The following is a 19,852-nucleotide window of genomic DNA, read 5'->3' as shown; positions in this document are numbered from 1 at the left end:
TTGCTCACATCAAACAATTTAGGCGGGTTGCAACGCGATACGACAAACTCGCTGAACGATTTGCTTCATTTGTGGCAATTGCAGCTTCGATGCTTTGGTTAAAATAAATGTCAACACGCCCTAGATAAGTTTCGTCAATGTCAGTCTTAAGCATATCTACCCTCCATGGGGCTCCAATGTAATCATATTTCAGAAAATCTTCAGTCCACATTTGCGCATCCCACACGTAACCATCCCATTGTGCAATGAGAACGTGTTCTGTAGCGAAATAGTCAGCTAAATTTTTTATTACAAAAGTGTTATATTCGTTGATCGAACTAATTTTAGGGATTTTGACAATGAATGGGTCATCAATATCAAAATGAGTCAGAATTTTTGCCTCTCCAAAATCACAAAGAAAACGACAGTGTTCAAACGCTCGTTTAGCTTTTTTATAATTAACGCAATCAATAACAATTAGAGTTACATTCGGTAACTGCACTTTTGTAAATTGTTTGAACAAGAAACGTATATTATTTAATTCAACCATTCGTTCGATTTCCCACTTTTCAATAGACGTGCAAACAAGTAAAAATATCAAAATTTTAACACGTAGCTCTAATCATAAGGACTTGAAATATCCGTCCTACATAATGCCAAGTACCCTAATAATAAAGATAAAAATTTCAAAGGAGATCGTTATAGTGATTTTCAGAGAAAATATAAAAACAGATGGATATTCCGTTCTAAAAAGTTTGACTGGATTCTATTTTTTAACCATCGCTTTTTCCTCAATCAAGCGCAGATACCTAGCGACGCTGATTTTATTACTCAGGCCCTTGAACATCAGAAGTTTGCATTTAGAAAAGATGAAAAACACTGATAATTTTTCGTTGGTTTAAAAATAATTAAAAATACATGAGTGCGAGGTAAACTTGGCGCCGATTAAAAACATCTTAACGGCGCCTTGAGACAACGATTAATTTTATTGAAGAGCAATGTATTTAATTATTTAACATCCATTAGCTCAACATCAAAAATCAAAGTCGCATTGCCAGGAATGATATTACCGGTTCCACGGGAACCGTAGGCGAGTGCAGGAGGAATGATCAGTGTGCGTTTTCCTCCAACTTTCATTCCGACCACACCCTTGTCCCATCCTTTGATGACTTTACCGATACCAATCGGAAAACTAAATGGTCCACCGCCGACAGAGGAGTCAAATTTGGTGCCATGTTCTTTATTTTCCAGCGGATCATATAGCCAGCCGGTATAGTGCACAACAGCAATGTCACCTACTTTTGCTTCTCTTCCTATACCTACTCGAACGTCGATTTTTTGTAAATTTTCACCAAAAGTGGCTGTCTGACTAACCGTTTGTGCTTCACTTTGTCCTGTGGATAACATAGTGAATAACATTGTGGACAAGCTCAGTAGCGTAGCAACTTGCGCAGCAGAAAAAGCAGAAAAAAAACGGTTTTTCATCACAGAAATATCCTTGTATAAATATAAATAATAAGTGCTAACTTAGGAGTCCTGATTTCTGGACATGTGTAGTTTTTTTTCAAACGCCTGATCAAGTTTGCTGGCTTTTTTTGGCGCCTGCTTTTCTAGTCCGTTGACGAAGCTGACAAAGGCGTCAATCTCTAGCGGCTCGTGGACCGCAACTGGCGTTGCGCCAGCGACACTCAGAGTAAGATAAAAGCGGCCATCCGCCATCGTCACCATTGAATACACACCTTGCGTGCTACGCTCTTTGAGGCGTTGAACGGCATTACTGGCTTTGGTTGTGCGTGCCATGGTCTGATTCCATTCTTCCGTAAAATTATAATTAGAGTGTCGTCTTATCGATATTGTTGTTTATCAGTATGACGCTTGCAAAGCGCATTTATACAGCTTATCTTCAGTTCAGTGTTTTTATCCGTGCTCACGTGCTATTTCATTGTTTACGCCAGCGATCCGCCGACGTTGACAACGACTAAAAGTCGGAATTTTAGATGATTAACTTCCAGCATTGACTAACTAATTGAAAACTCTCGGCAATCATCGCTTCGCTTTGACGTTTTTCTTGGCAAATCAGACTCAATTGAGTTTTGATACTGACCGCGTCTGCGATCACCAGTCCATGGACATGGGCTTCCCGCATGGCAATAGAGTCACGAATAAGACTTAAACCGACTCCAGATTTGACGAGGTCTAACATCGACTGTTCTTGATCGACCAGCGCCACTTTGTTTGGGGTGATACCGTACTGTGCAAAAATCTTACCCAGGAGGCGATGATGGGCCGATTCAGGTGGGGTCCAGATCCATGGCAGATGGGCCAGTTTTTCCCAACTCTGTCCCAGAACGCGGCTGTTCCAGCCACTTGGGGCAACGACGCGGTAGGTAAACTCCGTCAATATCAACTGATGCAGTGGCGTTTTTCCGTCCGCGGGCAGGTCTCCTAGATAAAAACCGATATCAAGTTGTCCGCCGCGGATTTGCTGTAAAACCCAGCCTGACATGCCGTGTTGCAAGCGTGTCGCAATCTGTGGATAAGTTTCTACCAGGCGCTTTAAAAATACCCCTAAACGCGTAAATTCCGGATCAAGAATGGTACCGATCGCTAATTCACCGGACAAGGTGGAATGGAGCGCATGTGCAGCTTGCCGGAAATCTCCATTGGCTGCCAAAACGCGCTCCGCATAGGGTAACAATTTAGCACCATCATTGGTCAGACTCATCCCATTGGCGTTACGACTGAATAACTGCAATCCTAATTGTTCTTGCAGTGATTTTAACTGCAGGCTCACTGCGGGTTGCGTCAGATGCAAGCGTTCTGCCGCGCGGGTCAAGTTACCTTCGCGGGCGATGGTGATAAACGCACGTAGTTGAGTGAAGTCCATAACAGTTGCCTTAGTGTGAGTTCAGCGTGAGTTCGGACTGAACGATGCTACTTATCATAGCATTATAAGAAATATTTATATTGCTATTGATAATAACTCATTGGATTTGCCACAATAGGTGAATTAACCTGCTACCAAACTTCTTTCATTGATTAAGGTTTTTTTATGACATCCGTACTCCAGCACTACATGAATGGTCAGGTTTTTGCGTCCACTAGTGGTCGTCAACAAGACGTGTTTAATCCAGCAACCGGAGAAGTCGTCGCGCAGGTAGCGCTGGCGAGCGTCGCCGAAGTTGATGCCGTGGTGGCAGCAGCAAAAGCAGCGGCGCCTGCCTGGGCTGAAACGGCGCCGCTCAAGCGCTCGCGCGTGATGTTTAAATTTAAAGAATTACTTGATCAGCATCACCAGGCACTGGCGGCGTTGATTACACGCGAACACGGTAAAGTGCTGTCAGATGCGATGGGTGAAGTAACCCGTGGTATTGAAATTGTTGAGTTTGCCTGCGGCATGCCACAACTGCTGAAATCACAGTTTTCGGATAACATCGGTGGCGGTATCGATAATTACAACTTGCGCCAGCCATTGGGTGTGACAGCGGGTATTACGCCGTTTAATTTTCCGTTTATGGTGCCGATGTGGATGGCGCCGGTGGCGATTGCGACTGGCAATACCTTTATTTTGAAACCATCTGAACGCGATCCGTCCTGTGCGCTGATGATTGCAGACTTATTACGTCAGGCTGGGTTGCCGGATGGCGTGTTTAATGTGGTGCAGGGCGATAAAACTGCCGTCGATGCGTTATTACAACATCCTGATGTATCAGCGATCTCATTTGTTGGTTCAACGCCGATTGCTGAATATATTTATAGCGAAGGTACTCGGTTAGGAAAACGTGTACAGGCGCTGGGTGGTGCAAAAAATCATTTGGTTGTCATGCCCGACGCGAATCTGGAGCAGGCGGTTGATGCACTCATGGGTGCTGCCTACGGTTCTGCGGGTGAACGCTGCATGGCGATTTCGGTGGCGGTTGCTGTTGGTGATGTCGCTGATCAGTTAGTCGATGCATTGGTACCACGTGTCAAGGCGTTGAAAGTGAAAAATGGCATGGAAAGTGATGCCGAAATGGGCCCTGTGGTCACTGCCGTACACAAGGCAAAAATAGAAGGCTATATCGCAGATGGTATTGCTGAAGGTGCGACTTTATTGGTGGACGGTCGTGGTCTGACAGTACCAGGCCATGAAGCTGGATTTTTCCTCGGTGGTACTTTGTTTGACCACGTCAAAGAAGGAATGAAAATTCATCGCGAAGAAATTTTTGGTCCCGTATTGTGCGTCGTGCGTGTTCCTGATTTTGCTTCAGCAGTGGCATTAATTAATCGCCACGAATTTGGTAACGGCGTTTCTTTATTTACGTCAGATGGTAATACCGCACGTGAGTTTTCTCGTCGGATTCAGGTCGGTATGGTGGGGATTAATGTTCCTATTCCAGTGCCAATGGCATGGCATTCATTTGGTGGTTGGAAACGTTCTTTGTTTGGCGATATGCATGCCTACGGAGAAGAAGGAATCCGTTTTTACACTCGCTATAAATCGATCATGCAACGCTGGCCTGATAGTATTGGTAAAGGGGCAGAATTTACGATGCCAGTCGCAAAATAAACGTCAAAACAATTTAGGATTTCCTATGTTAACGATGCGCGAGTTGTTTCCACATCCCATCATTCAGGGACCGATGGCGGGTGGTGCGTCGACACCCGCTTTGGTCGCTGCCGTGTCGAACGCTGGTGGTCTGGGATCGTTGGCATGCGGCATGTTGTCGCCTGATGCGATGCTGGAGCAGGCATGGGAAATCCGGCAGGCGTGCAGTAAGCCATTTGCGATGAATTTATTCGTTCAGAAAACACCAGTACCATCGCCTCAGGAGATAGAGGCAGCGAGCGAATTACTTAAACCCATATGGTCGCAACTTGGTTGGGAGGCGCTGCCTGTGCCAGCCAAATGGTGTGAGGATTTTGATGCGCAATTTGAGGCATTGCTGACGGTCAGTCCGGCTGTTGCCAGTTTTACGTTTGGCATCATTACGCGTGAAGAACTTAAACAATTGCACGTAGCAGGAATTTTTGTGATTGGCACCGCGACGCACCTAGCCGAAGCGATTGCTTGGCAAGACCTCGGTGCGGACGCTGTTTGTTTGTCTGGTGTTGAAGCGGGCGGCCATCGCGGTACATTTATCGGGTCGCAAGATGCAGTCAGTTTTTCGACGATGGAATTGTTGGCGCAGGTTGTTTCGCAACTGACAATTCCGGTCATTGCAGCGGGCAATATCGTGACTGGTGATGATGTTGTGGCAGCGTTGTCCGCAGGGGCACAAGCAGTGCAAATGGGAACTGCATTTCTAGTCACGCACGAGTCGGGAATACCCCCTGCATACAAACAACAATTGTTAGCAACGACCGCAGATACGACGCGACAAACGCGCGCAATCACAGGCCGTTTTGCACGTGGTTTAGATAACCGTTTTATGCAAGTGATGGCGCACGTGGCGGATCAGGTGCCAGCGTATCCAATACAGAATGCATTGACAGCGGCCATCCGTGCTGCAGCAGGAAAAAATAACGACACGCAGTGGATGTCAATGTGGTGTGGACAAGGTGTGGCGCGAGCGCGTGCGATAGGAGCAACAGAACTGATGTACGAGTTAGTGAAGCACCTAAGTAAGCGCATCAATACGCATTGAGCATAAGACCTGATCAAAAAAAGTAACCAGGAAACATTTCATGAAATCAGCTGGGCAATTTGACTATATCGTCGTCGGTGGCGGTAGTGCTGGGTGTGTATTAGCAAACCGTTTATCAGCGTCTTCGGACAATAACGTATTGTTGATTGAAGCAGGCGGAAAAGACGATTATGTATGGATTCATATTCCGGTCGGCTATTTGTATTGCATCAATAATCCGCGTACTGACTGGATGTTCCGTACGGCGCCGGAAGCTGGCTTGAATGGACGCAGTCTGATTTACCCACGTGGTAAAGTTTTGGGTGGTTGCTCATCGATTAACGGCATGATTTATATGCGTGGTCAGGAGCGGGATTACAATGAATGGGCGTCATTGACGGGTGACGATAGCTGGCGTTGGGACCAGGTATTACCTTTGTTTAAAAAAAGTGAAGATCACTATAGCAAAGATAAAAATTTCCATGCAAGGGGTGGAGAATGGCGAGTGGAAAAGCAGCGTTTGTCATGGGAAATTCTGGATGCATTCAGAGATGCTGCAGAACAAGTTGGTATTCCGAAAACGGATGATTTTAACCGCGGTGACAACGAAGGCTGTGGCTATTTTGATGTGAACCAGAAACGCGGTATTCGTTGGAATGCATCGAAGGCTTTTTTACGCCCGGCAGCGCGACGTGATAACCTGTCGATCATGACAGGATGTCAGGTAAAGCGTCTGCGATTTAAAGAAGATGAACACGGTAAGCATTGCACTGGTGTTGAATTTGTTGGTGGTGGTAGTGAGTGGTTTGCAGAGTCCGTTCGTGACACGGTGTTAGCAGCTGGCGCTATTGGATCACCAGCGATATTGCAACATTCTGGTGTGGGTGATCCTGACCATTTGCACCGTCTTGGCATCCCTGTTGTGCATGCGCTCAAAGGTGTGGGTGCGAATTTACAGGATCATTTACAGATTCGTTCAGCTTTTAAAATTCATGGCGCGAAGACCCTCAATACCATGGCAAATAGCTGGTGGGGGAAAGCAGCAATCGGGCTTGAATATATGTTAAGACAGAGTGGTCCGATGTCAATGGCACCGTCGCAACTTGGCGCATTTACGCGTTCTGATCCTGGGCAGACGAGTGCAAACCTGGAATACCACGTGCAACCTTTATCTCTGGAAAAATTTGGTGATCCATTGCATGATTTTCCAGCCTTTACAGCTAGCGTTTGTAATTTGCGTCCAAGTTCACGTGGCCATGTCAGAATTGTCAGCGCAGACCCATTAGCGGCACCAGAAATTGTCCCAAATTATCTGAGTACGCCGGATGACAGGAAAATTGCTGCCGACTCCCTGACGTTAACCCGAAAAATCGTCGCTGCACCGGCATTGAAGAAGTATCAGCCTGAGGAAATGAAACCTGGGGCACAATTCCGAACAGAAGAAGAATTAGCACGCGCCGCGGGTGATATTGGCACAACGATCTTTCATCCGGTGGGGACCTGTAAGATGGGGCGTAAGGATGATGTCAGCGCAGTAGTAGATAGTCAATTACGAGTCCACGGAATTCGTGGACTACGTGTTGCCGATGCGTCTGTGATGCCGACAATTACTTCCGGAAATACGAATTCACCGACCATTATGATTGCTGAAAAAGCGGCGATTTTTATGCTTGAAACAAGGCAATAAAAAATTCTTTTGCGTTTCACGGTTTTGACTCTTGCGCTTATAAGGAGTTACTCGTTACTATCAGTTCCATTATAAAAAAAATCATCTGATGAGCTTGATCTCGCAGAGAAAAAATGCCCGCTGCAATGACAGCGGGTTTGTCATGTTTTAGGCAAGACAACAAAGGAGATGAGATGACACAAGTCATCCTAGAGACGAAGCATCTGACCAAAGAATTCAGAGGCTTTACCGCGGTCAACGATGTTAACCTGCAGATTCAGCGGGGACATATCCATGCACTGATCGGCCCCAATGGTGCCGGTAAAACAACCTGTTTTAATCTACTCACTAAGTTTCTGAACCCAACTTCTGGTCAGATTCTGTTTAACGGCCGTGATATTACAGCCGATAAGCCTGCACAGATTGCGCGTCAAGGCATCATACGATCATTTCAAATTTCAGCCGTATTTCCACATATGACCGTGCTCGAAAATGTGCGTATCGGTTTGCAAAGAGCGCTCGGTACGTCATTTTTTTTCTGGAAAAGTGGCGCCAGTCTGCAACGTCTGGATGACCGAGCGATGGAATTACTTATGCAGGTGGATCTAACTGATTTTGCCGATACCATGACAGTTGATTTACCTTATGGTCGCAAGCGCGCGTTAGAGATCGCGACGACATTGGCGATGGAGCCAGAAATGATGTTGCTTGATGAGCCAACACAGGGAATGGGGCATGAAGATGTGCACCGCGTTACGGAGTTGATTAAGAAGGTCTCTGCTGGGCGTACGATCCTAATGGTCGAACACAACATGAAAGTCGTGTCGGGTATTTGTGACCGTATTTCAGTATTGCAAAGGGGCGCGATTTTGGCAGAAGGCAGTTATGCTGAGGTTTCTGAAAATCCACAAGTGATGGAAGCGTACATGGGTAGCACCAGTGCGGAATTGGAAGGAGCGCACGCATGAGTGGCAATGAAAAAATCCCCACTCTTGAAATCGCTGGTTTGCAAGCGTGGTACGGGGAATCGCATATCCTTCACGACGTGAATTTGCGCGTCAATCAAGGTGAAGTTGTTACGATTCTGGGCCGCAATGGTGCGGGACGTACAACGACGATGCGCGCGATCATGGGGCTGACAGGGCGGCGGCAGGGGTCGATTAAGATCAATGGTACAGAAACGATTTCGTTAGCGACGCACAAAATTGCGCATCTGGGCGTCGGTTATTGCCCTGAAGAACGGGGGATATTCTCTTCGTTATCCACAGAAGAAAATCTGATGTTGCCACCTTCGGTATCGCGGCATGAGACCGGTATGTCTGTGGAAGAAATTTATGCGATGTTCCCTAACCTCGAGGAACGCAAATACAGTCAGGGAACACGCTTATCGGGTGGTGAACAACAGATGTTGGCCGTAGCGCGTATTTTACGTACTGGAGCAAAATTATTGCTGCTGGATGAAATTTCTGAAGGCCTCGCACCAGTGATTGTTCAGGCGCTGGCGCGGATGATTACAATGCTCAAAGCAAAAGGCTACACCATTGTGATGGTTGAGCAAAATTTTCGTTTTGCGGCGCCACTCGCTGACCAATTTTATGTCATGGAACATGGGCAAATGGTGGAGAGTTTTGCTGCTGCTCAGTTGCAAGAAAAGATGCCGATCTTAAATCAGTTGTTGGGTGTATAAAAATAAAGATTGTATAAAAATAGCAGTAGAAGAACAGTAAACATCAGAAGTAAAACCTGGTACCACCTGGCGTTATGCGGCATGCTGGTACTGATCCTTATCTCTTGGAGAAGACAAATGAAAACGAAATCAAAAGTTCTTGCTTTAGCTGTGTCAATGGCATGTGCTGGATTTGCCGGTAGTGCTGCGGCACAGGTGTCTGGTGACGTTGTTAAAATTGGTTTTATTTCGGATTTATCCGGCGTCTATTCTGACATTGATGGTAAAGGCGGGATTGAAGCGATCAAGATGGCGATTGCTGATTTTGGCGGTACCGTATTGGGTAAGAAGATTGAATTAGTTAGTGCGGATCATCAAAACAAAGCGGATATCGCAGCAAGTAAAGCGCGTGAATGGTTTGACCGCGATGGTGTGGATATGCTCATCGGTGGTACGAATTCTGGTACGGGTTTGTCGATGGCAAAAGTTGCTGCTGAAAAGAAAAAACCGTTTATTTCTATTGGTGCAGGCACTGCGGTGTTGACCAACGATGAATGTACACCGTACACGGTTCACTATGCGTACGATACCGTGGCACTCGCAAAAGGAACGGGCTCTGCTGTCGTGAAACAAGGCGGTAAAAGCTGGTATTTCTTGACCGCGGATTATGCGTTTGGCGCAGCGCTCGAAGGCGATACGACCAAGGTCGTTAAAGCAAGTGGCGGGTCGGTGAGTGGCGCTGTCAGACATCCATTGTCGGCATCGGATTTCTCTTCTTTCTTGTTGCAGGCACAATCGTCTAAAGCGCAAATTCTTGGCCTCGCTAACGCGGGTGGCGACACCATCAATTCAATTAAAGCGGCGAATGAATTCGGCCTGACAAAGACCATGAAATTAGCGGGTTTGCTGATGTTCATTAACGATATTCATTCACTGGGATTGAATCTCACAAATGGTATGTACCTGACCGATAGCTGGTATTGGAATCAGACGCCGGAAGCACGCGCGTGGGCACGTCGTTATTTTGAAAAAATGAAAAAAATGCCGTCTAGCTTACAGGCTGCTGATTACTCGGCAACGATTCAATATCTGAATGCCGTTAAAGCTGCGGGTAGTGATGATACCGACAAAGTCATGGCGAAATTACGCAGCATGAAGTTCAATGATATGTACGTCAAAAATGGCTATGTACGTGCGGATGGCAGCATGATTCATGACATGTATTTGATGCAGGTGAAAGCGCAGGCGGATTCTAAAGAGCCATGGGATTACTACAAAGTGATTCAGACAATTCCAGGTGAACAAGCGTTTACGACCAAGGCAGATTCAAAATGCGCCTTATGGAAATAATTCTGTCGGTATAGATCGGCAGGGCTGCTTCGGTAAGTGTCTGACCTCTGTTGGGCACTTACTTTTTCTGAGTTGCATCTGTTTTTTTAACAGGTGATTTTTTTCGAAGAGTGCCATGGAAATATTTGGTATTCCGCTACAGGCGATGCTGGGACAGTTATTACTTGGCCTGGTGAATGGGTCGTTTTACGCAATGTTATCACTAGGGCTGGCGGTCATTTTTGGCTTGCTTAATGTGATCAATTTTGCGCATGGCGCGTTGTATATGATGGGCGCTTTTCTTGCCTGGATGGGCATGGAATATTTTGGGATTAATTACTGGTGCATGCTGATCGCCGCACCGTTAATCGTGGCGGTTTTTGGGATCGTAATTGAGCGTACGATGTTGCGCTGGTTATACAAACTCGATCATCTTTATGGGCTGTTGCTGACGTTTGGTATCACCTTGATGCTCGAAGGAATTTTTCGTTCTGTCTACGGTGTTTCTGGACAGCCTTACTCAGTTCCGGAAGCACTTAGTGGGGCAACGAATCTGGGTTTTATGATCTTACCTAATTATCGTGCGTGGGTTGTTGTGGCGTCGCTTGCGGTGTGTTTTGCAACGTGGTTTGTGATCGAAAAAACAAAGCTTGGTGCTTATCTCCGTGCAGGCACTGAAAACCCCAAACTGGTCGAGGCTTTTGGTGTGAATGTACCGTTGATGGTGACGCTGACCTACGGTTTTGGCGTGGCGTTGGCAGCGTTTGCAGGCGTGTTAGCGGCGCCGGTTATTCAGGTGTCACCGCTGATGGGTTCTAACCTGATTATTACTGTGTTTGCAGTGGTGGTGATTGGGGGGATGGGCTCGATTCTCGGTTCGATTCTGACGGGTCTTGGTCTTGGTGTGATCGAAGGTCTGACACGCGTGTTTTATCCTGAGTTATCCGCGACGGTGGTGTTTATTATCATGGCCATTGTGTTGATGATTCGCCCTGCTGGCTTGTTCGGTAAAGAGAAATAATCGGAGCTGAAATGATTAAAAAAATTGCTTATGGGATTGCTCTGATTTTGCTGTTGGTCGCACCGCAAATTGCCTATCCAGTGTTTTTGATGAAGGTATTGTGTTTTGCTTTATTTGCTTGCGCATTCAATTTGTTGATTGGTTTCACTGGATTGCTATCGTTCGGCCATGCGGCGTTTTTTGGCGCTGCGGGTTATGCCACTGGTTACGCCTTACGTGATGCAGGTTGGTCGTTTGAGGCAGGGATGGTCGCTGGTGTCGCCGTTTCTGCGGCGATCGGTTTGGTGATGGGATTATTGGCGATTCGTCGCCAAGGGATCTACTTTACGATGATCACCTTGGCGCTGGCACAAATGTTGTATTTTGTGTTTTTGCAGGCGAAGTTCACCGGTGGTGAAGATGGTTTGCAAGGTGTGCCTCGTGGGAAGTTTTTCGGTGCCGATCTGAGTTCAGATTTGACGATGTACTACGTGGTGTTGGCGATTTGTATCGTGGGTTTTGCGTTGATTGTCCGCACGATTCATTCTCCTTTCGGTCAAGTGCTCAAAGCCATTAAGGAAAATGAGCCACGCGCCGTCTCGCTTGGTTACGATGTGGATAGGTATAAATTGTTGGCGTTTGTCTTATCCGCGGCAATCGCTGGTCTGGCGGGTGCAACGAAGACCGTGGTGATTGGTTTTGAGACGCTGACCGATGCACACTGGGCGATGTCCGGACTGGTGGTATTAATGACGCTCGTTGGTGGTCTTGGCACGATGGTAGGCCCGATGGTTGGGGCGGTGCTCATTATCGCGCTTGAGGATAAATTGGGCGATATCGGTGCTTGGATGGCGGATGTCTCGCATATTGAGTGGTTCCGCACACTTGGTGATTCGGTGACGTTGGTCACTGGATTTATCTTTATTGTCTGTGTTTTGTTATTTCGCAAAGGAATCGTCGGTGAATTGGCGGCACTGTTCGGGTCTAAACGGAGCGTCGGCACGCATTAACGTGGTTCCTTGTTTAGTCGATTCTTAAGCTAATTTACGCCTCACAAAGTAATTTGTGAGGCGTTTTGTTTTCTGTACCTCGCTTGTAACCTCCGCTTGTTATTTGTAGCTCTTTTGAGGTACGTAGGGGCGATTTTTTTTGATGGCTTGCGGCATTGTAGTGTTTGGGTCTAAATCGCCGCCAAAGAGGCTTAAAACCTGTTTGAGTTTAGACGTTTGCGGGGTTGGTCACGTTATTGTGGAGAAGATGATTGTTATCCACACGATGAATGGGTTAAAAACCAAAATTAGTGTCCGGCATGCTTGTGGAAAAGTACGATGCTATCCACAGGCATTTGGGATCAGCATTATTGATGTTGTTTTTCTGTTTTTTTTTGTGTCGGGTGATTGCTTGTGCATAAGCCCACCTTTGTCCACAAGAAAAATCGCTTCTGGGTATTTAGTTACACGTGAAACAGTTGGGTGGGTTGGGGTGGGGTGGGGTGCAGCCGCCTTATTGGTTGAGTCCGACGATCACGTTTCACGTTCAACATAAAAAAGGGAGAGCTATTTTTTGCTCTCCCTATTTAAGTTTTATTGCTTGTGACCGCTGAACGTACCTTGCTTGTTACTTCCGTCATCGAATTGCCACATGCCCATGACGGCACCGTTTTGCGGGTCGATGGTGCCTATATATCTTGCCCCACCTGCCTTGCCTGTGCCAACCAGATTCAGTTCACCGTTGGCAGTGATATTGCCGACGACAGAGAAATTGATTTTGAATTTGGTAGAACTTCCCATTCCTGTCACTTTACCGCTGCTACTGACCATCACATTGACTTTACCTTGGTCATCGCCATCAAATTGGGTCGTGTACATCCCTACTAGGGCGGCCGGTATCACATTAGCAGGTACCGGAGCCGCTGACGCGCTCGAAATGATCGATGGGCGGCTACTATTGGTGCTTTGGATAGAGTTTGCCGCATTGGCTTTTGAGCTGTGGGAAGTCGATTGTATCAACTGTGGTTTGTCACGTACTGACAAGACGATTTTGTTGTAGTTGTCGAGCAAACTGGCAGCGATCAGTTTACCTTCTGGCGTTTTGCTATAACCGCCAGCGCTGGCCCAGCCCATGCTACCCCAACCCCAACCGCTCAGGCTGAAATTCATTTTGCTGGCTTGTCCTTCGGCACTTGCTACCTGAATACCTGAACGTACGTCTGCTAGCAGTAGCGTGGTTTCTGCTTCTTTGAATTTGACACCACCGGCCAGTCCACCGATCGCGCCAAGTACGCCGCCCATTTTGCCTAAGAGACCACTGACGGTACCACCCAATCCACCAGAGTCATCAGAGAACTGAACAGATGGCGTCATGACAAAATCTGCCGCTTGCATTTGTCCTGTCCCGACATTGGAACCTTCTTGCAATTGACCGCCCGCGGCCAAGGCACGTTCTTGCTGCAAATTTTGCATGGCAACGCCACGCTCGACAACGGTGAAGCAGCCAGATTCCTGAACGATCATGCGCAGCATGGTTGACGGCGAGCCGAGGCTGTAGCGTCCAAGATAAGTCAGAATCTGGCTTTGTGGTTCGGCAACGGCGAGGGTACCGAAGTTACGGTTACATTTTTCGATGGACCCTGGTTCTATACTGCTGTCGGCCATCGCATTGGCGGCGGACAGCAATACAATGGCACTGCAGATAATGCGAGAGATAAACATCTTATTCTCGAACTGATTGCGCATTTGTTCTCCTCAAAATTTATAGTTAATTTGTAAAGTATAACTACATCAAGGTTTTAAAAATAAATTAAAAGTATTACAAAATGTTTCTGTCTGTGCAACCAGTGGTGATGCTTGATTGCACGACAAATTGCAACTCAGAGACGCAACGGTTAGAGAACTTCTGCATAAATGTGGCGTGCGTGTTGCCAATCAATCTCACGAGGATTGTTTCCTAGGAGGCGGGTTTGCAGCATCGCATCTGTTGCCAGGCGGTCAAGGTCATTGCTGCTGATTCCGACCTGGTGTAAGCGGGTGGCGATACCCAATTCTTCTGCCAGATGTTCAAGGGCGTTAATCAGGGCTGCACTTTTGGCGTGGCTGCTGCCATGCTCGTTGGGTGCGATGATGTCAGCCAGTTCGGCATATTGATGGTGAGCAACTGGGGCGTTGAACCGTAACACGGGCGGTAATACGAGCGAATTTGACAGGCCATGTGGTACGTGAAAGATGCCACCGATCGGATAGGCAAGGGCGTGTACAGCAGCGCAAGGAGCATTGGCGAATGACTGCCCTGCAAGCAAGGCGCCTAGCAGCATTGCCTGGCGTGCAGCCATATTTTTGGGCTCATGACAAACGGTGCGGATGTTGTTCCATAACAGCTGTAGCGCCTGGCGCGCCAGCATGTCTGAGAGGGGATTTTTTTTGTGTTTAGTTGTGTAGGCCTCGATGGCGTGGACCATCGCATCAATACCCGTCGCTGCGCTAACGGCGGCAGGTAAGCCTAGTGTGAGTTCTGCATCGAGAATAGCAATGTCGGCATATAACTGCGGCGCAACCACACCCATTTTAGTGGTGGCCCCCGTTGTGACGATAGAGATAGGGGTGACTTCCGAGCCAGTGCCGGCGGTCGTAGGGATTTGGATTAATGGCAGGCGTTGACCTTTGACGTTGCCGATGCCGTACATAGTGCTGAGTTCTTGTTCGCTGCCAGCGAGGACTGCGATGAGTTTGGCAACGTCCATCGAGCTACCACCACCGAACCCGACGACCAGATCAACTCGTTGTTCTCTGGCTTGCGCGACGGCCTGTAAGACAACTGCTTCCGGTGGATCAGCGACAACATCCGAAAAAACACTCACGTTACGGTCCGTTGCTTTGATGTCGTCGATCGCGGGTTGGACTAAGCCGGTTTTTAGAAAACCAGCGTCAGTCACTAACAGCACATGTTTGACGGTAGGATAGTGTAGGGCGATGGTTTTTCCTAATTGTTTCGCGGCACCCGTGTGGCTGATGAGATGTGGGACGGTCTGGAACTCGAAGTTATTCATGGGGCTGTTTTTCCTGTTCTGGTAAAAGATTCTGAAAACTGTACGACCTGACTGTGTGCAGACTTGCTATCCTCTGTAGCTTGCCAGAACTTTGCTATTTAAGCAAAGTGGTATGTATTCTATGTGTAGAGCTTAATTGTTTGAATTTTGGATGAAGGTTAATGACATGGTAGATTTGTTGCTGTTAGGGGGGGTAGCTTTTTTTGCTGGATTCGTGGACGCGATCGTCGGCGGAGGTGGTTTGGTGCAAGTGCCAGCACTATTTTCTTTGTTGCCCGGCACTGCACCAGCAACCTTGTTGGGGACGAATAAATTTGCTGGTATCTGGGGGACGAGTGTCGCGGCTAAAAATTATTTACGTAAAGTTCAGATTCGCTGGGCGATGGCAATCCCAGCCGCACTGATGGCATTTGTTTTTTCTTTTGCTGGTGCTTATCTATTGACGCATATATCGCCGGAACAATTGCGTAAGGCGTTACCCTTCGTGTTGGTTGGCGTGGCAATTTATACCTTCAAGAAAAAAGAGTTTGGCTCTTTGGATAAACCAGTGTTCTCTGGTCAGAAAGAGGTTCTCTTAGGAATGGCAGTTGGCGGGGCAATTGGCTTTTATGACGGTTTCTTTGGCCCGGGAACAGGTAGCTTTTTTATGTTTCTGTTTGTACGTTTTTTTGGGTACGATTTCTTACGGGCTTCTGCGGTTGCTAAAGTATTGAACGTGGCATGTAATGCATCGGCATTGGCATGGTTCGGTTTCAGCGGTCATGTATTATGGTTGACAGGCGGTTTGATGGCCGTGTGTCAGGTCGGAGGATCGCTAACCGGTTCGCATATGGCGATTAAACACGGTACGGGGTTTGTGCGAAAAATGTTCTTGTTTGTGGTCATCGCATTGATTTGTAAGACGACGTATGACGGATTTTTGAAGTAATTGTTTCACGTGAAACAATCGCCAACGTGTTTGTGATAAAGCATGTAAATTCTTTTTTGCTTAAAAATTAGGCGTTGTTTTCATTTGGAAGATATGTTTTTACGATAAGTCCCAATGTTTCACGTGAAACATTGGGACTTATTTTTTGAAGATTCACAATTTGAAAACGGCTTCAACGTGAAAACAAACTATAATCGTGCCTCTCAGAGTCCTTGTTTGTCAGAAGCCAGCCATGTTTTATCCAAAAGAATTTGATGTGATTGTTGTCGGCGGTGGTCATGCCGGTACAGAAGCTGCCCTCGCCGCCGCGCGTATGGGTCAGTCCACATTGTTATTGACCCACAATATCGAGACCCTTGGTCAGATGTCCTGTAATCCATCGATAGGTGGCATTGGTAAAGGTCACCTGGTAAAAGAGGTCGATGCCATGGGTGGTGCAATGGCAATCGCCACGGATGAGGCGGGTATTCAGTTTCGTATCCTTAACTCATCCAAAGGCCCCGCGGTCCGTGCAACCAGAGCGCAAGCTGACCGGATTTTATACAAACAAGCGATTCGTAGTCGTCTGGAGAATCAGCCTAATCTGTGGCTGTTTCAGCAGGCAGTGGATGATTTGATTGTCGAAGGTAATCGTGTCGTAGGTGCTGTGACGCAGGTTGGTATCCGTTTTCGCGCAAGGGCGGTCGTCCTAACCGCAGGAACTTTCCTTGATGGGAAGATCCATGTTGGGTTGAATAACTACTCCGCAGGTAGAGCAGGTGACCCACCGGCGATCTCGCTGTCAGCCCGTCTGAAAGAATTGGCTTTGCCACAGGGGCGTTTGAAAACAGGTACGCCACCAAGAATTGATGGCCGCAGTATCGATTTCTCTGTGATGCAAGAGCAGCCAGGCGATCTCGATCCAGTCCCAGTTTTCTCGTATATGGGTAATGCAGCGATGCACCCTAAGCAGGTGCCTTGTTGGATTACGCATACCAACGAGCGAACCCACGACATTATCCGTGCAGGTTTAGATCGCAGTCCGATGTACACCGGTGTGATCGAAGGCGTTGGTCCACGTTACTGTCCATCGATTGAAGATAAAATTCATCGCTTCGCCAGTAAAGAGTCACATCAGATCTTCCTTGAGCCGGAAGGGTTGACCACGAACGAATTTTATCCTAATGGTATCTCTACCAGTCTGCCATTTGATGTACAGTTGGACTTAGTCCGCTCTATGCGTGGTATGGAGAATGCGTACATCCTGCGTCCAGGCTATGCGATTGAATACGATTACTTTGATCCACGTGGCTTGAAATCTTCTTTAGAAACACGTCAGATCAATGGTTTGTTTTTTGCCGGACAGATTAACGGTACCACGGGCTACGAAGAAGCGGCGGCCCAAGGGATGCTGGCAGGCCTGAATGCCGCGCTACAAACGCAAGGTAAAGATGCTTGGGTGCCACGTCGTGATGAGGCCTACCTTGGCGTATTGGTGGATGATCTCATTACTAAAGGTGTGCAAGAGCCGTACCGTATGTTCACCAGCCGCGCAGAATTCCGTCTGAGTCTGCGTGAGGACAACGCTGATATGCGTTTGACAGAAATCGGTCGCCAGTTAGGTTGCGTCAGTGATGCACAATGGCTTTTGTTTGAACAAAAGCGTGAAAGTGTTGCACGTGAAATGGAACGCCTGCGTTCTACTTGGGTCAATCCTCGCATCGTTGCAGCTGAAGAAGCTGAACGCGTCGTCGGTAAGGCGCTGGAACGAGAATACTCGCTGGCAGATTTGTTGCGCCGTCCGCAAGTGACCTATAACAGTTTGATGGGACTGGTCGGTGCCGAAGGGCAAGCACTTGCAGGACCTGGCGTTACTGACGAAGCCGTCCGTGAGCAGGTTGAGATTCAGGTCAAATATGCAGGATATATTGATCGTCAGGCCAAAGAAGTACAGCGTCACGCTTATTTTGAAAACCTCATAATGCCAGTCGGTTTTGATTATATGGAAGTCAATGGCTTGTCGATTGAGGTCCGCCAGAAACTGAACAAGCATCAGCCAGAAACACTAGGACAATGTGGGCGTATCTCTGGCGTGACACCGGCAGCGATTTCACTGTTATTGGTGCACTTAAAAAAACGCGGGTTTAAAGAATTTGCCGCCGCACCAGAGGTGCTGGAAGAAACAACGCCCGTAGCAGGAGAGGCTTGATGAGTATCAACGATACAAGTAGTTTACGGAAAATGCTCGCTGATGGCGTGCAAGAATTAGGACTGCCTCTGACAGATGGGCAAATCGATCAGATGATTGCTTATTTGTTACTGTTATCCAAATGGAACGCTGTTTACAATTTAACAGCAATTCGCGATCCAAAAGAAATGGTGAAGCAACACTTGCTTGATTCGCTGTCTGCTGTACCAGCATTTGCAAACGCCAGAAATGTCTTGGATGTCGGTGCGGGCGGTGGATTGCCCGGCATGATGCTGGCGATTGCTTACCCTGATACGAAGATTGCCATGATCGACACGGTCAGTAAAAAAACAGCTTTTCTGAATCAGGCAAAAACAGAATTGGGTTTGCGTAATGTGACGGTCCATACCGGACGTGTCGAGGCGTTGGACGTCGCTGAAAAATTTGACGTAATTACGTCACGTGCCTTTTCTGAATTATGTAATTTTATCAATTGGTCGGGTCACTTACTGGCTGATGGCGGGCAGTTTATAGCCATGAAAGGTGTTGCACCGGAGCAGGAAATCGAACGTTTACCGCAAGGTTGGCAAGTCATAAGCATGCAAGCCTTGTCGGTCCCAGGCTTGCAAGCTGAACGCCATCTTGTCTTTGTTAAAAAATTACCAGTCTGACTCACCCACGGAAAACCTGTATGGCAAAAATATTTTGTGTAGCAAACCAAAAAGGTGGCGTGGGCAAAACCACAACCACCGTTAATCTTGCCGCCGGACTGGCAAAATTAGACCAGCGCGTATTGCTGGTCGATCTCGACCCCCAGGGTAACGCCACCATGGGCGCGGGGATCAACAAAGCCAAGTTGACGTCTTCTGTGTATGAAGTTTTACTCGGTATTACCGATGTGGCGACGGCACGTTTGCGCTCTGAATCTGGTCGTTTCGATGTGCTGCCAGCGAACCGCGAGTTGGCGGGTGCTGAAGTTGAAATGGTCGAATTAGAAAACCGTGATAAGCGTCTGCGTGATGCGCTGGCACTGGTCAGCGATGATTACGACTTCATTCTGATCGACTGCCCACCAGCGTTATCGATGCTGACACTCAATGGTTTATGTGCCGCCAATGGCGTCATTATTCCAATGCAATGCGAATACTATGCGCTCGAAGGTTTGTCAGATCTGGCCAATACCATCAAAAAAGTCTCTGCAAATCTGAATCCGGATTTGAAAATCGTTGGTTTATTACGTGTGATGTTTGATCCGCGCATGACCTTATCACAGCAAGTCTCTGATCAGTTGGAGCAGCATTTTGGCGATAAGGTATTTAAAACCCTAATTCCACGCAATGTCCGTCTTGCGGAGGCGCCATCCTACGGCATCCCTGGCGTCGTCTTTGATCCCTCGTCGAAAGGTGCGCAAGCATATATTGCGTTTGGTGCCGAAATGGTCGAAAGAATTAAACAGTTAGAAAAATGAA

Annotated in this window: 17 protein-coding genes and 2 pseudogenes; 13 read left to right on the top strand and 6 right to left on the bottom strand. The window is 47.5% G+C overall.

Translation table 11 applies throughout. The features are described 5' to 3' along the window. Positions 1 to 107: pseudogene (locus ACO0KV_RS11625) on the top strand (IS5/IS1182 family transposase); the annotation flags it as partial. Between the two features lie 56 nt (positions 108 to 163). Here ACO0KV_RS11625 and ACO0KV_RS11620 read toward each other — a convergent pair. From ACO0KV_RS11620 to ACO0KV_RS11605, 4 genes and pseudogenes are all read right to left on the bottom strand, one after another. Then, positions 164 to 529: pseudogene (locus tag ACO0KV_RS11620) on the bottom strand (DUF5672 family protein); the annotation flags it as partial. A gap of 458 nt (positions 530 to 987) precedes the next feature. Next, complete coding sequence (locus tag ACO0KV_RS11615; RefSeq protein ID WP_423042693.1) at positions 988 to 1,464, bottom strand: FKBP-type peptidyl-prolyl cis-trans isomerase; 477 nt, start codon at positions 1,462 to 1,464, stop codon at positions 988 to 990. A gap of 42 nt (positions 1,465 to 1,506) precedes the next feature. Beyond that, positions 1,507 to 1,779 (bottom strand): hypothetical protein, encoded by a 273-nt coding sequence (locus ACO0KV_RS11610; protein ID WP_423042692.1) that lies wholly within the window; start codon positions 1,777 to 1,779, stop codon positions 1,507 to 1,509. A 193-nt stretch (positions 1,780 to 1,972) separates the two neighbouring features. Beyond that, positions 1,973 to 2,866, bottom strand: a complete 894-nt coding sequence (locus ACO0KV_RS11605) for a LysR family transcriptional regulator (RefSeq protein WP_423042691.1) — start codon at positions 2,864 to 2,866, stop codon at positions 1,973 to 1,975. A 165-nt stretch (positions 2,867 to 3,031) separates the two neighbouring features. Here ACO0KV_RS11605 and ACO0KV_RS11600 point away from each other — a divergent pair, with 165 nt between their 5' ends. The 8 genes from ACO0KV_RS11600 (at position 3,032) to ACO0KV_RS11565 (ending at position 12,256) form a co-directional block, all read left to right on the top strand. Further along, positions 3,032 to 4,528, top strand: coding sequence for a CoA-acylating methylmalonate-semialdehyde dehydrogenase (locus ACO0KV_RS11600; protein ID WP_423042690.1), 1,497 nt, complete (start codon positions 3,032 to 3,034; stop codon positions 4,526 to 4,528). A 25-nt stretch (positions 4,529 to 4,553) separates the two neighbouring features. Next, entirely contained in the window at positions 4,554 to 5,606 is a 1,053-nt protein-coding gene (locus ACO0KV_RS11595) for an NAD(P)H-dependent flavin oxidoreductase (protein WP_423042689.1), read from the top strand. A 40-nt stretch (positions 5,607 to 5,646) separates the two neighbouring features. Further along, on the top strand, positions 5,647 to 7,272 hold the full coding sequence (locus ACO0KV_RS11590; RefSeq protein WP_423042688.1) for a GMC family oxidoreductase: 1,626 nt from the start codon (positions 5,647 to 5,649) through the stop codon (positions 7,270 to 7,272). Between the two features lie 173 nt (positions 7,273 to 7,445). Continuing rightward, positions 7,446 to 8,219, top strand: coding sequence for an ABC transporter ATP-binding protein (locus tag ACO0KV_RS11585; protein WP_423042687.1), 774 nt, complete (start codon positions 7,446 to 7,448; stop codon positions 8,217 to 8,219). Continuing rightward, entirely contained in the window at positions 8,216 to 8,938 is a 723-nt protein-coding gene (locus ACO0KV_RS11580; RefSeq protein WP_423042686.1) for an ABC transporter ATP-binding protein, read from the top strand. Before ACO0KV_RS11585 ends, ACO0KV_RS11580 begins: the two co-directional genes overlap by 4 nt. 117 nt (positions 8,939 to 9,055) lie before the next feature. Continuing rightward, on the top strand, positions 9,056 to 10,267 hold the full coding sequence (locus ACO0KV_RS11575; protein ID WP_423042685.1) for an ABC transporter substrate-binding protein: 1,212 nt from the start codon (positions 9,056 to 9,058) through the stop codon (positions 10,265 to 10,267). Between the two features lie 115 nt (positions 10,268 to 10,382). Further along, positions 10,383 to 11,267, top strand: a complete 885-nt coding sequence (locus tag ACO0KV_RS11570; protein WP_423042684.1) for a branched-chain amino acid ABC transporter permease — start codon at positions 10,383 to 10,385, stop codon at positions 11,265 to 11,267. Between the two features lie 11 nt (positions 11,268 to 11,278). Further along, positions 11,279 to 12,256 carry a branched-chain amino acid ABC transporter permease gene (locus ACO0KV_RS11565; protein ID WP_423042683.1) on the top strand — a complete coding sequence of 326 codons (978 nt, stop codon included), beginning with the start codon at positions 11,279 to 11,281 and terminating at the stop codon, positions 12,254 to 12,256. A gap of 573 nt (positions 12,257 to 12,829) precedes the next feature. On the opposite strand, the gene ACO0KV_RS11560 is transcribed toward ACO0KV_RS11565, so the two are convergent. Continuing rightward, positions 12,830 to 13,981, bottom strand: coding sequence for a CsgG/HfaB family protein (locus ACO0KV_RS11560; RefSeq protein ID WP_423042682.1), 1,152 nt, complete (start codon positions 13,979 to 13,981; stop codon positions 12,830 to 12,832). Positions 13,982 to 14,130: 149 nt separating this feature from the next. Further along, positions 14,131 to 15,288, bottom strand: coding sequence for an iron-containing alcohol dehydrogenase (locus ACO0KV_RS11555; protein WP_423042681.1), 1,158 nt, complete (start codon positions 15,286 to 15,288; stop codon positions 14,131 to 14,133). Positions 15,289 to 15,454: 166 nt separating this feature from the next. Between ACO0KV_RS11555 and ACO0KV_RS11550 the strand changes: the two genes are divergently transcribed. From ACO0KV_RS11550 to ACO0KV_RS11535, 4 genes are all read left to right on the top strand, one after another. After that, positions 15,455 to 16,216: a TSUP family transporter gene (locus ACO0KV_RS11550; protein WP_423042680.1), complete on the top strand. Its 762-nt coding sequence runs from the start codon at positions 15,455 to 15,457 to the stop codon at positions 16,214 to 16,216. A 232-nt stretch (positions 16,217 to 16,448) separates the two neighbouring features. After that, positions 16,449 to 18,404, top strand: a complete 1,956-nt coding sequence (gene mnmG, locus ACO0KV_RS11545; RefSeq protein ID WP_423042679.1) for a tRNA uridine-5-carboxymethylaminomethyl(34) synthesis enzyme MnmG — start codon at positions 16,449 to 16,451, stop codon at positions 18,402 to 18,404. After that, positions 18,404 to 19,054: a 16S rRNA (guanine(527)-N(7))-methyltransferase RsmG gene (gene rsmG / locus ACO0KV_RS11540; protein ID WP_423042678.1), complete on the top strand. Its 651-nt coding sequence runs from the start codon at positions 18,404 to 18,406 to the stop codon at positions 19,052 to 19,054. Before mnmG ends, rsmG begins: the two co-directional genes overlap by 1 nt. A 20-nt stretch (positions 19,055 to 19,074) precedes the next feature. Beyond that, a complete protein-coding gene (locus ACO0KV_RS11535; protein WP_423042677.1) occupies positions 19,075 to 19,851 on the top strand; it encodes a ParA family protein in 777 nt (258 codons plus the stop codon). Position 19,852 lies beyond the last annotated feature (1 nt).

This window comes from Undibacterium sp. RuRC25W, assembly GCF_049339825.1.
GTDB lineage: Bacteria > Pseudomonadota > Gammaproteobacteria > Burkholderiales > Burkholderiaceae_D > Undibacterium.
The sequence above is the reverse complement of the archived record's forward strand: the minus strand, read 5'-3'. Positions and strand labels throughout refer to the sequence as shown.

What these genes read in the sequence shown, in the direction of transcription:
- ACO0KV_RS11560 (WP_423042682.1), bottom strand. Translation starts at nt 13,981, where the DNA reads ATGCGCAATCAGTTCGAGAATAAGATGTTTATCTCTCGCATTATCTGC.
- ACO0KV_RS11590 (WP_423042688.1), top strand. Translation starts at nt 5,647, where the DNA reads ATGAAATCAGCTGGGCAATTTGACTATATCGTCGTCGGTGGCGGTAGT.
- ACO0KV_RS11615 (WP_423042693.1), bottom strand. Translation starts at nt 1,464, where the DNA reads ATGAAAAACCGTTTTTTTTCTGCTTTTTCTGCTGCGCAAGTTGCTACG.
- mnmG (WP_423042679.1), top strand. Translation starts at nt 16,449, where the DNA reads ATGTTTTATCCAAAAGAATTTGATGTGATTGTTGTCGGCGGTGGTCAT.
- ACO0KV_RS11595 (WP_423042689.1), top strand. Translation starts at nt 4,554, where the DNA reads ATGTTAACGATGCGCGAGTTGTTTCCACATCCCATCATTCAGGGACCG.
- ACO0KV_RS11565 (WP_423042683.1), top strand. Translation starts at nt 11,279, where the DNA reads ATGATTAAAAAAATTGCTTATGGGATTGCTCTGATTTTGCTGTTGGTC.
- ACO0KV_RS11535 (WP_423042677.1), top strand. Translation starts at nt 19,075, where the DNA reads ATGGCAAAAATATTTTGTGTAGCAAACCAAAAAGGTGGCGTGGGCAAA.
- ACO0KV_RS11550 (WP_423042680.1), top strand. Translation starts at nt 15,455, where the DNA reads ATGGTAGATTTGTTGCTGTTAGGGGGGGTAGCTTTTTTTGCTGGATTC.
- ACO0KV_RS11600 (WP_423042690.1), top strand. Translation starts at nt 3,032, where the DNA reads ATGACATCCGTACTCCAGCACTACATGAATGGTCAGGTTTTTGCGTCC.
- ACO0KV_RS11555 (WP_423042681.1), bottom strand. Translation starts at nt 15,288, where the DNA reads ATGAATAACTTCGAGTTCCAGACCGTCCCACATCTCATCAGCCACACG.
- rsmG (WP_423042678.1), top strand. Translation starts at nt 18,404, where the DNA reads ATGAGTATCAACGATACAAGTAGTTTACGGAAAATGCTCGCTGATGGC.
- ACO0KV_RS11605 (WP_423042691.1), bottom strand. Translation starts at nt 2,866, where the DNA reads ATGGACTTCACTCAACTACGTGCGTTTATCACCATCGCCCGCGAAGGT.
- ACO0KV_RS11580 (WP_423042686.1), top strand. Translation starts at nt 8,216, where the DNA reads ATGAGTGGCAATGAAAAAATCCCCACTCTTGAAATCGCTGGTTTGCAA.
- ACO0KV_RS11610 (WP_423042692.1), bottom strand. Translation starts at nt 1,779, where the DNA reads ATGGCACGCACAACCAAAGCCAGTAATGCCGTTCAACGCCTCAAAGAG.
- ACO0KV_RS11570 (WP_423042684.1), top strand. Translation starts at nt 10,383, where the DNA reads ATGGAAATATTTGGTATTCCGCTACAGGCGATGCTGGGACAGTTATTA.
- ACO0KV_RS11575 (WP_423042685.1), top strand. Translation starts at nt 9,056, where the DNA reads ATGAAAACGAAATCAAAAGTTCTTGCTTTAGCTGTGTCAATGGCATGT.
- ACO0KV_RS11585 (WP_423042687.1), top strand. Translation starts at nt 7,446, where the DNA reads ATGACACAAGTCATCCTAGAGACGAAGCATCTGACCAAAGAATTCAGA.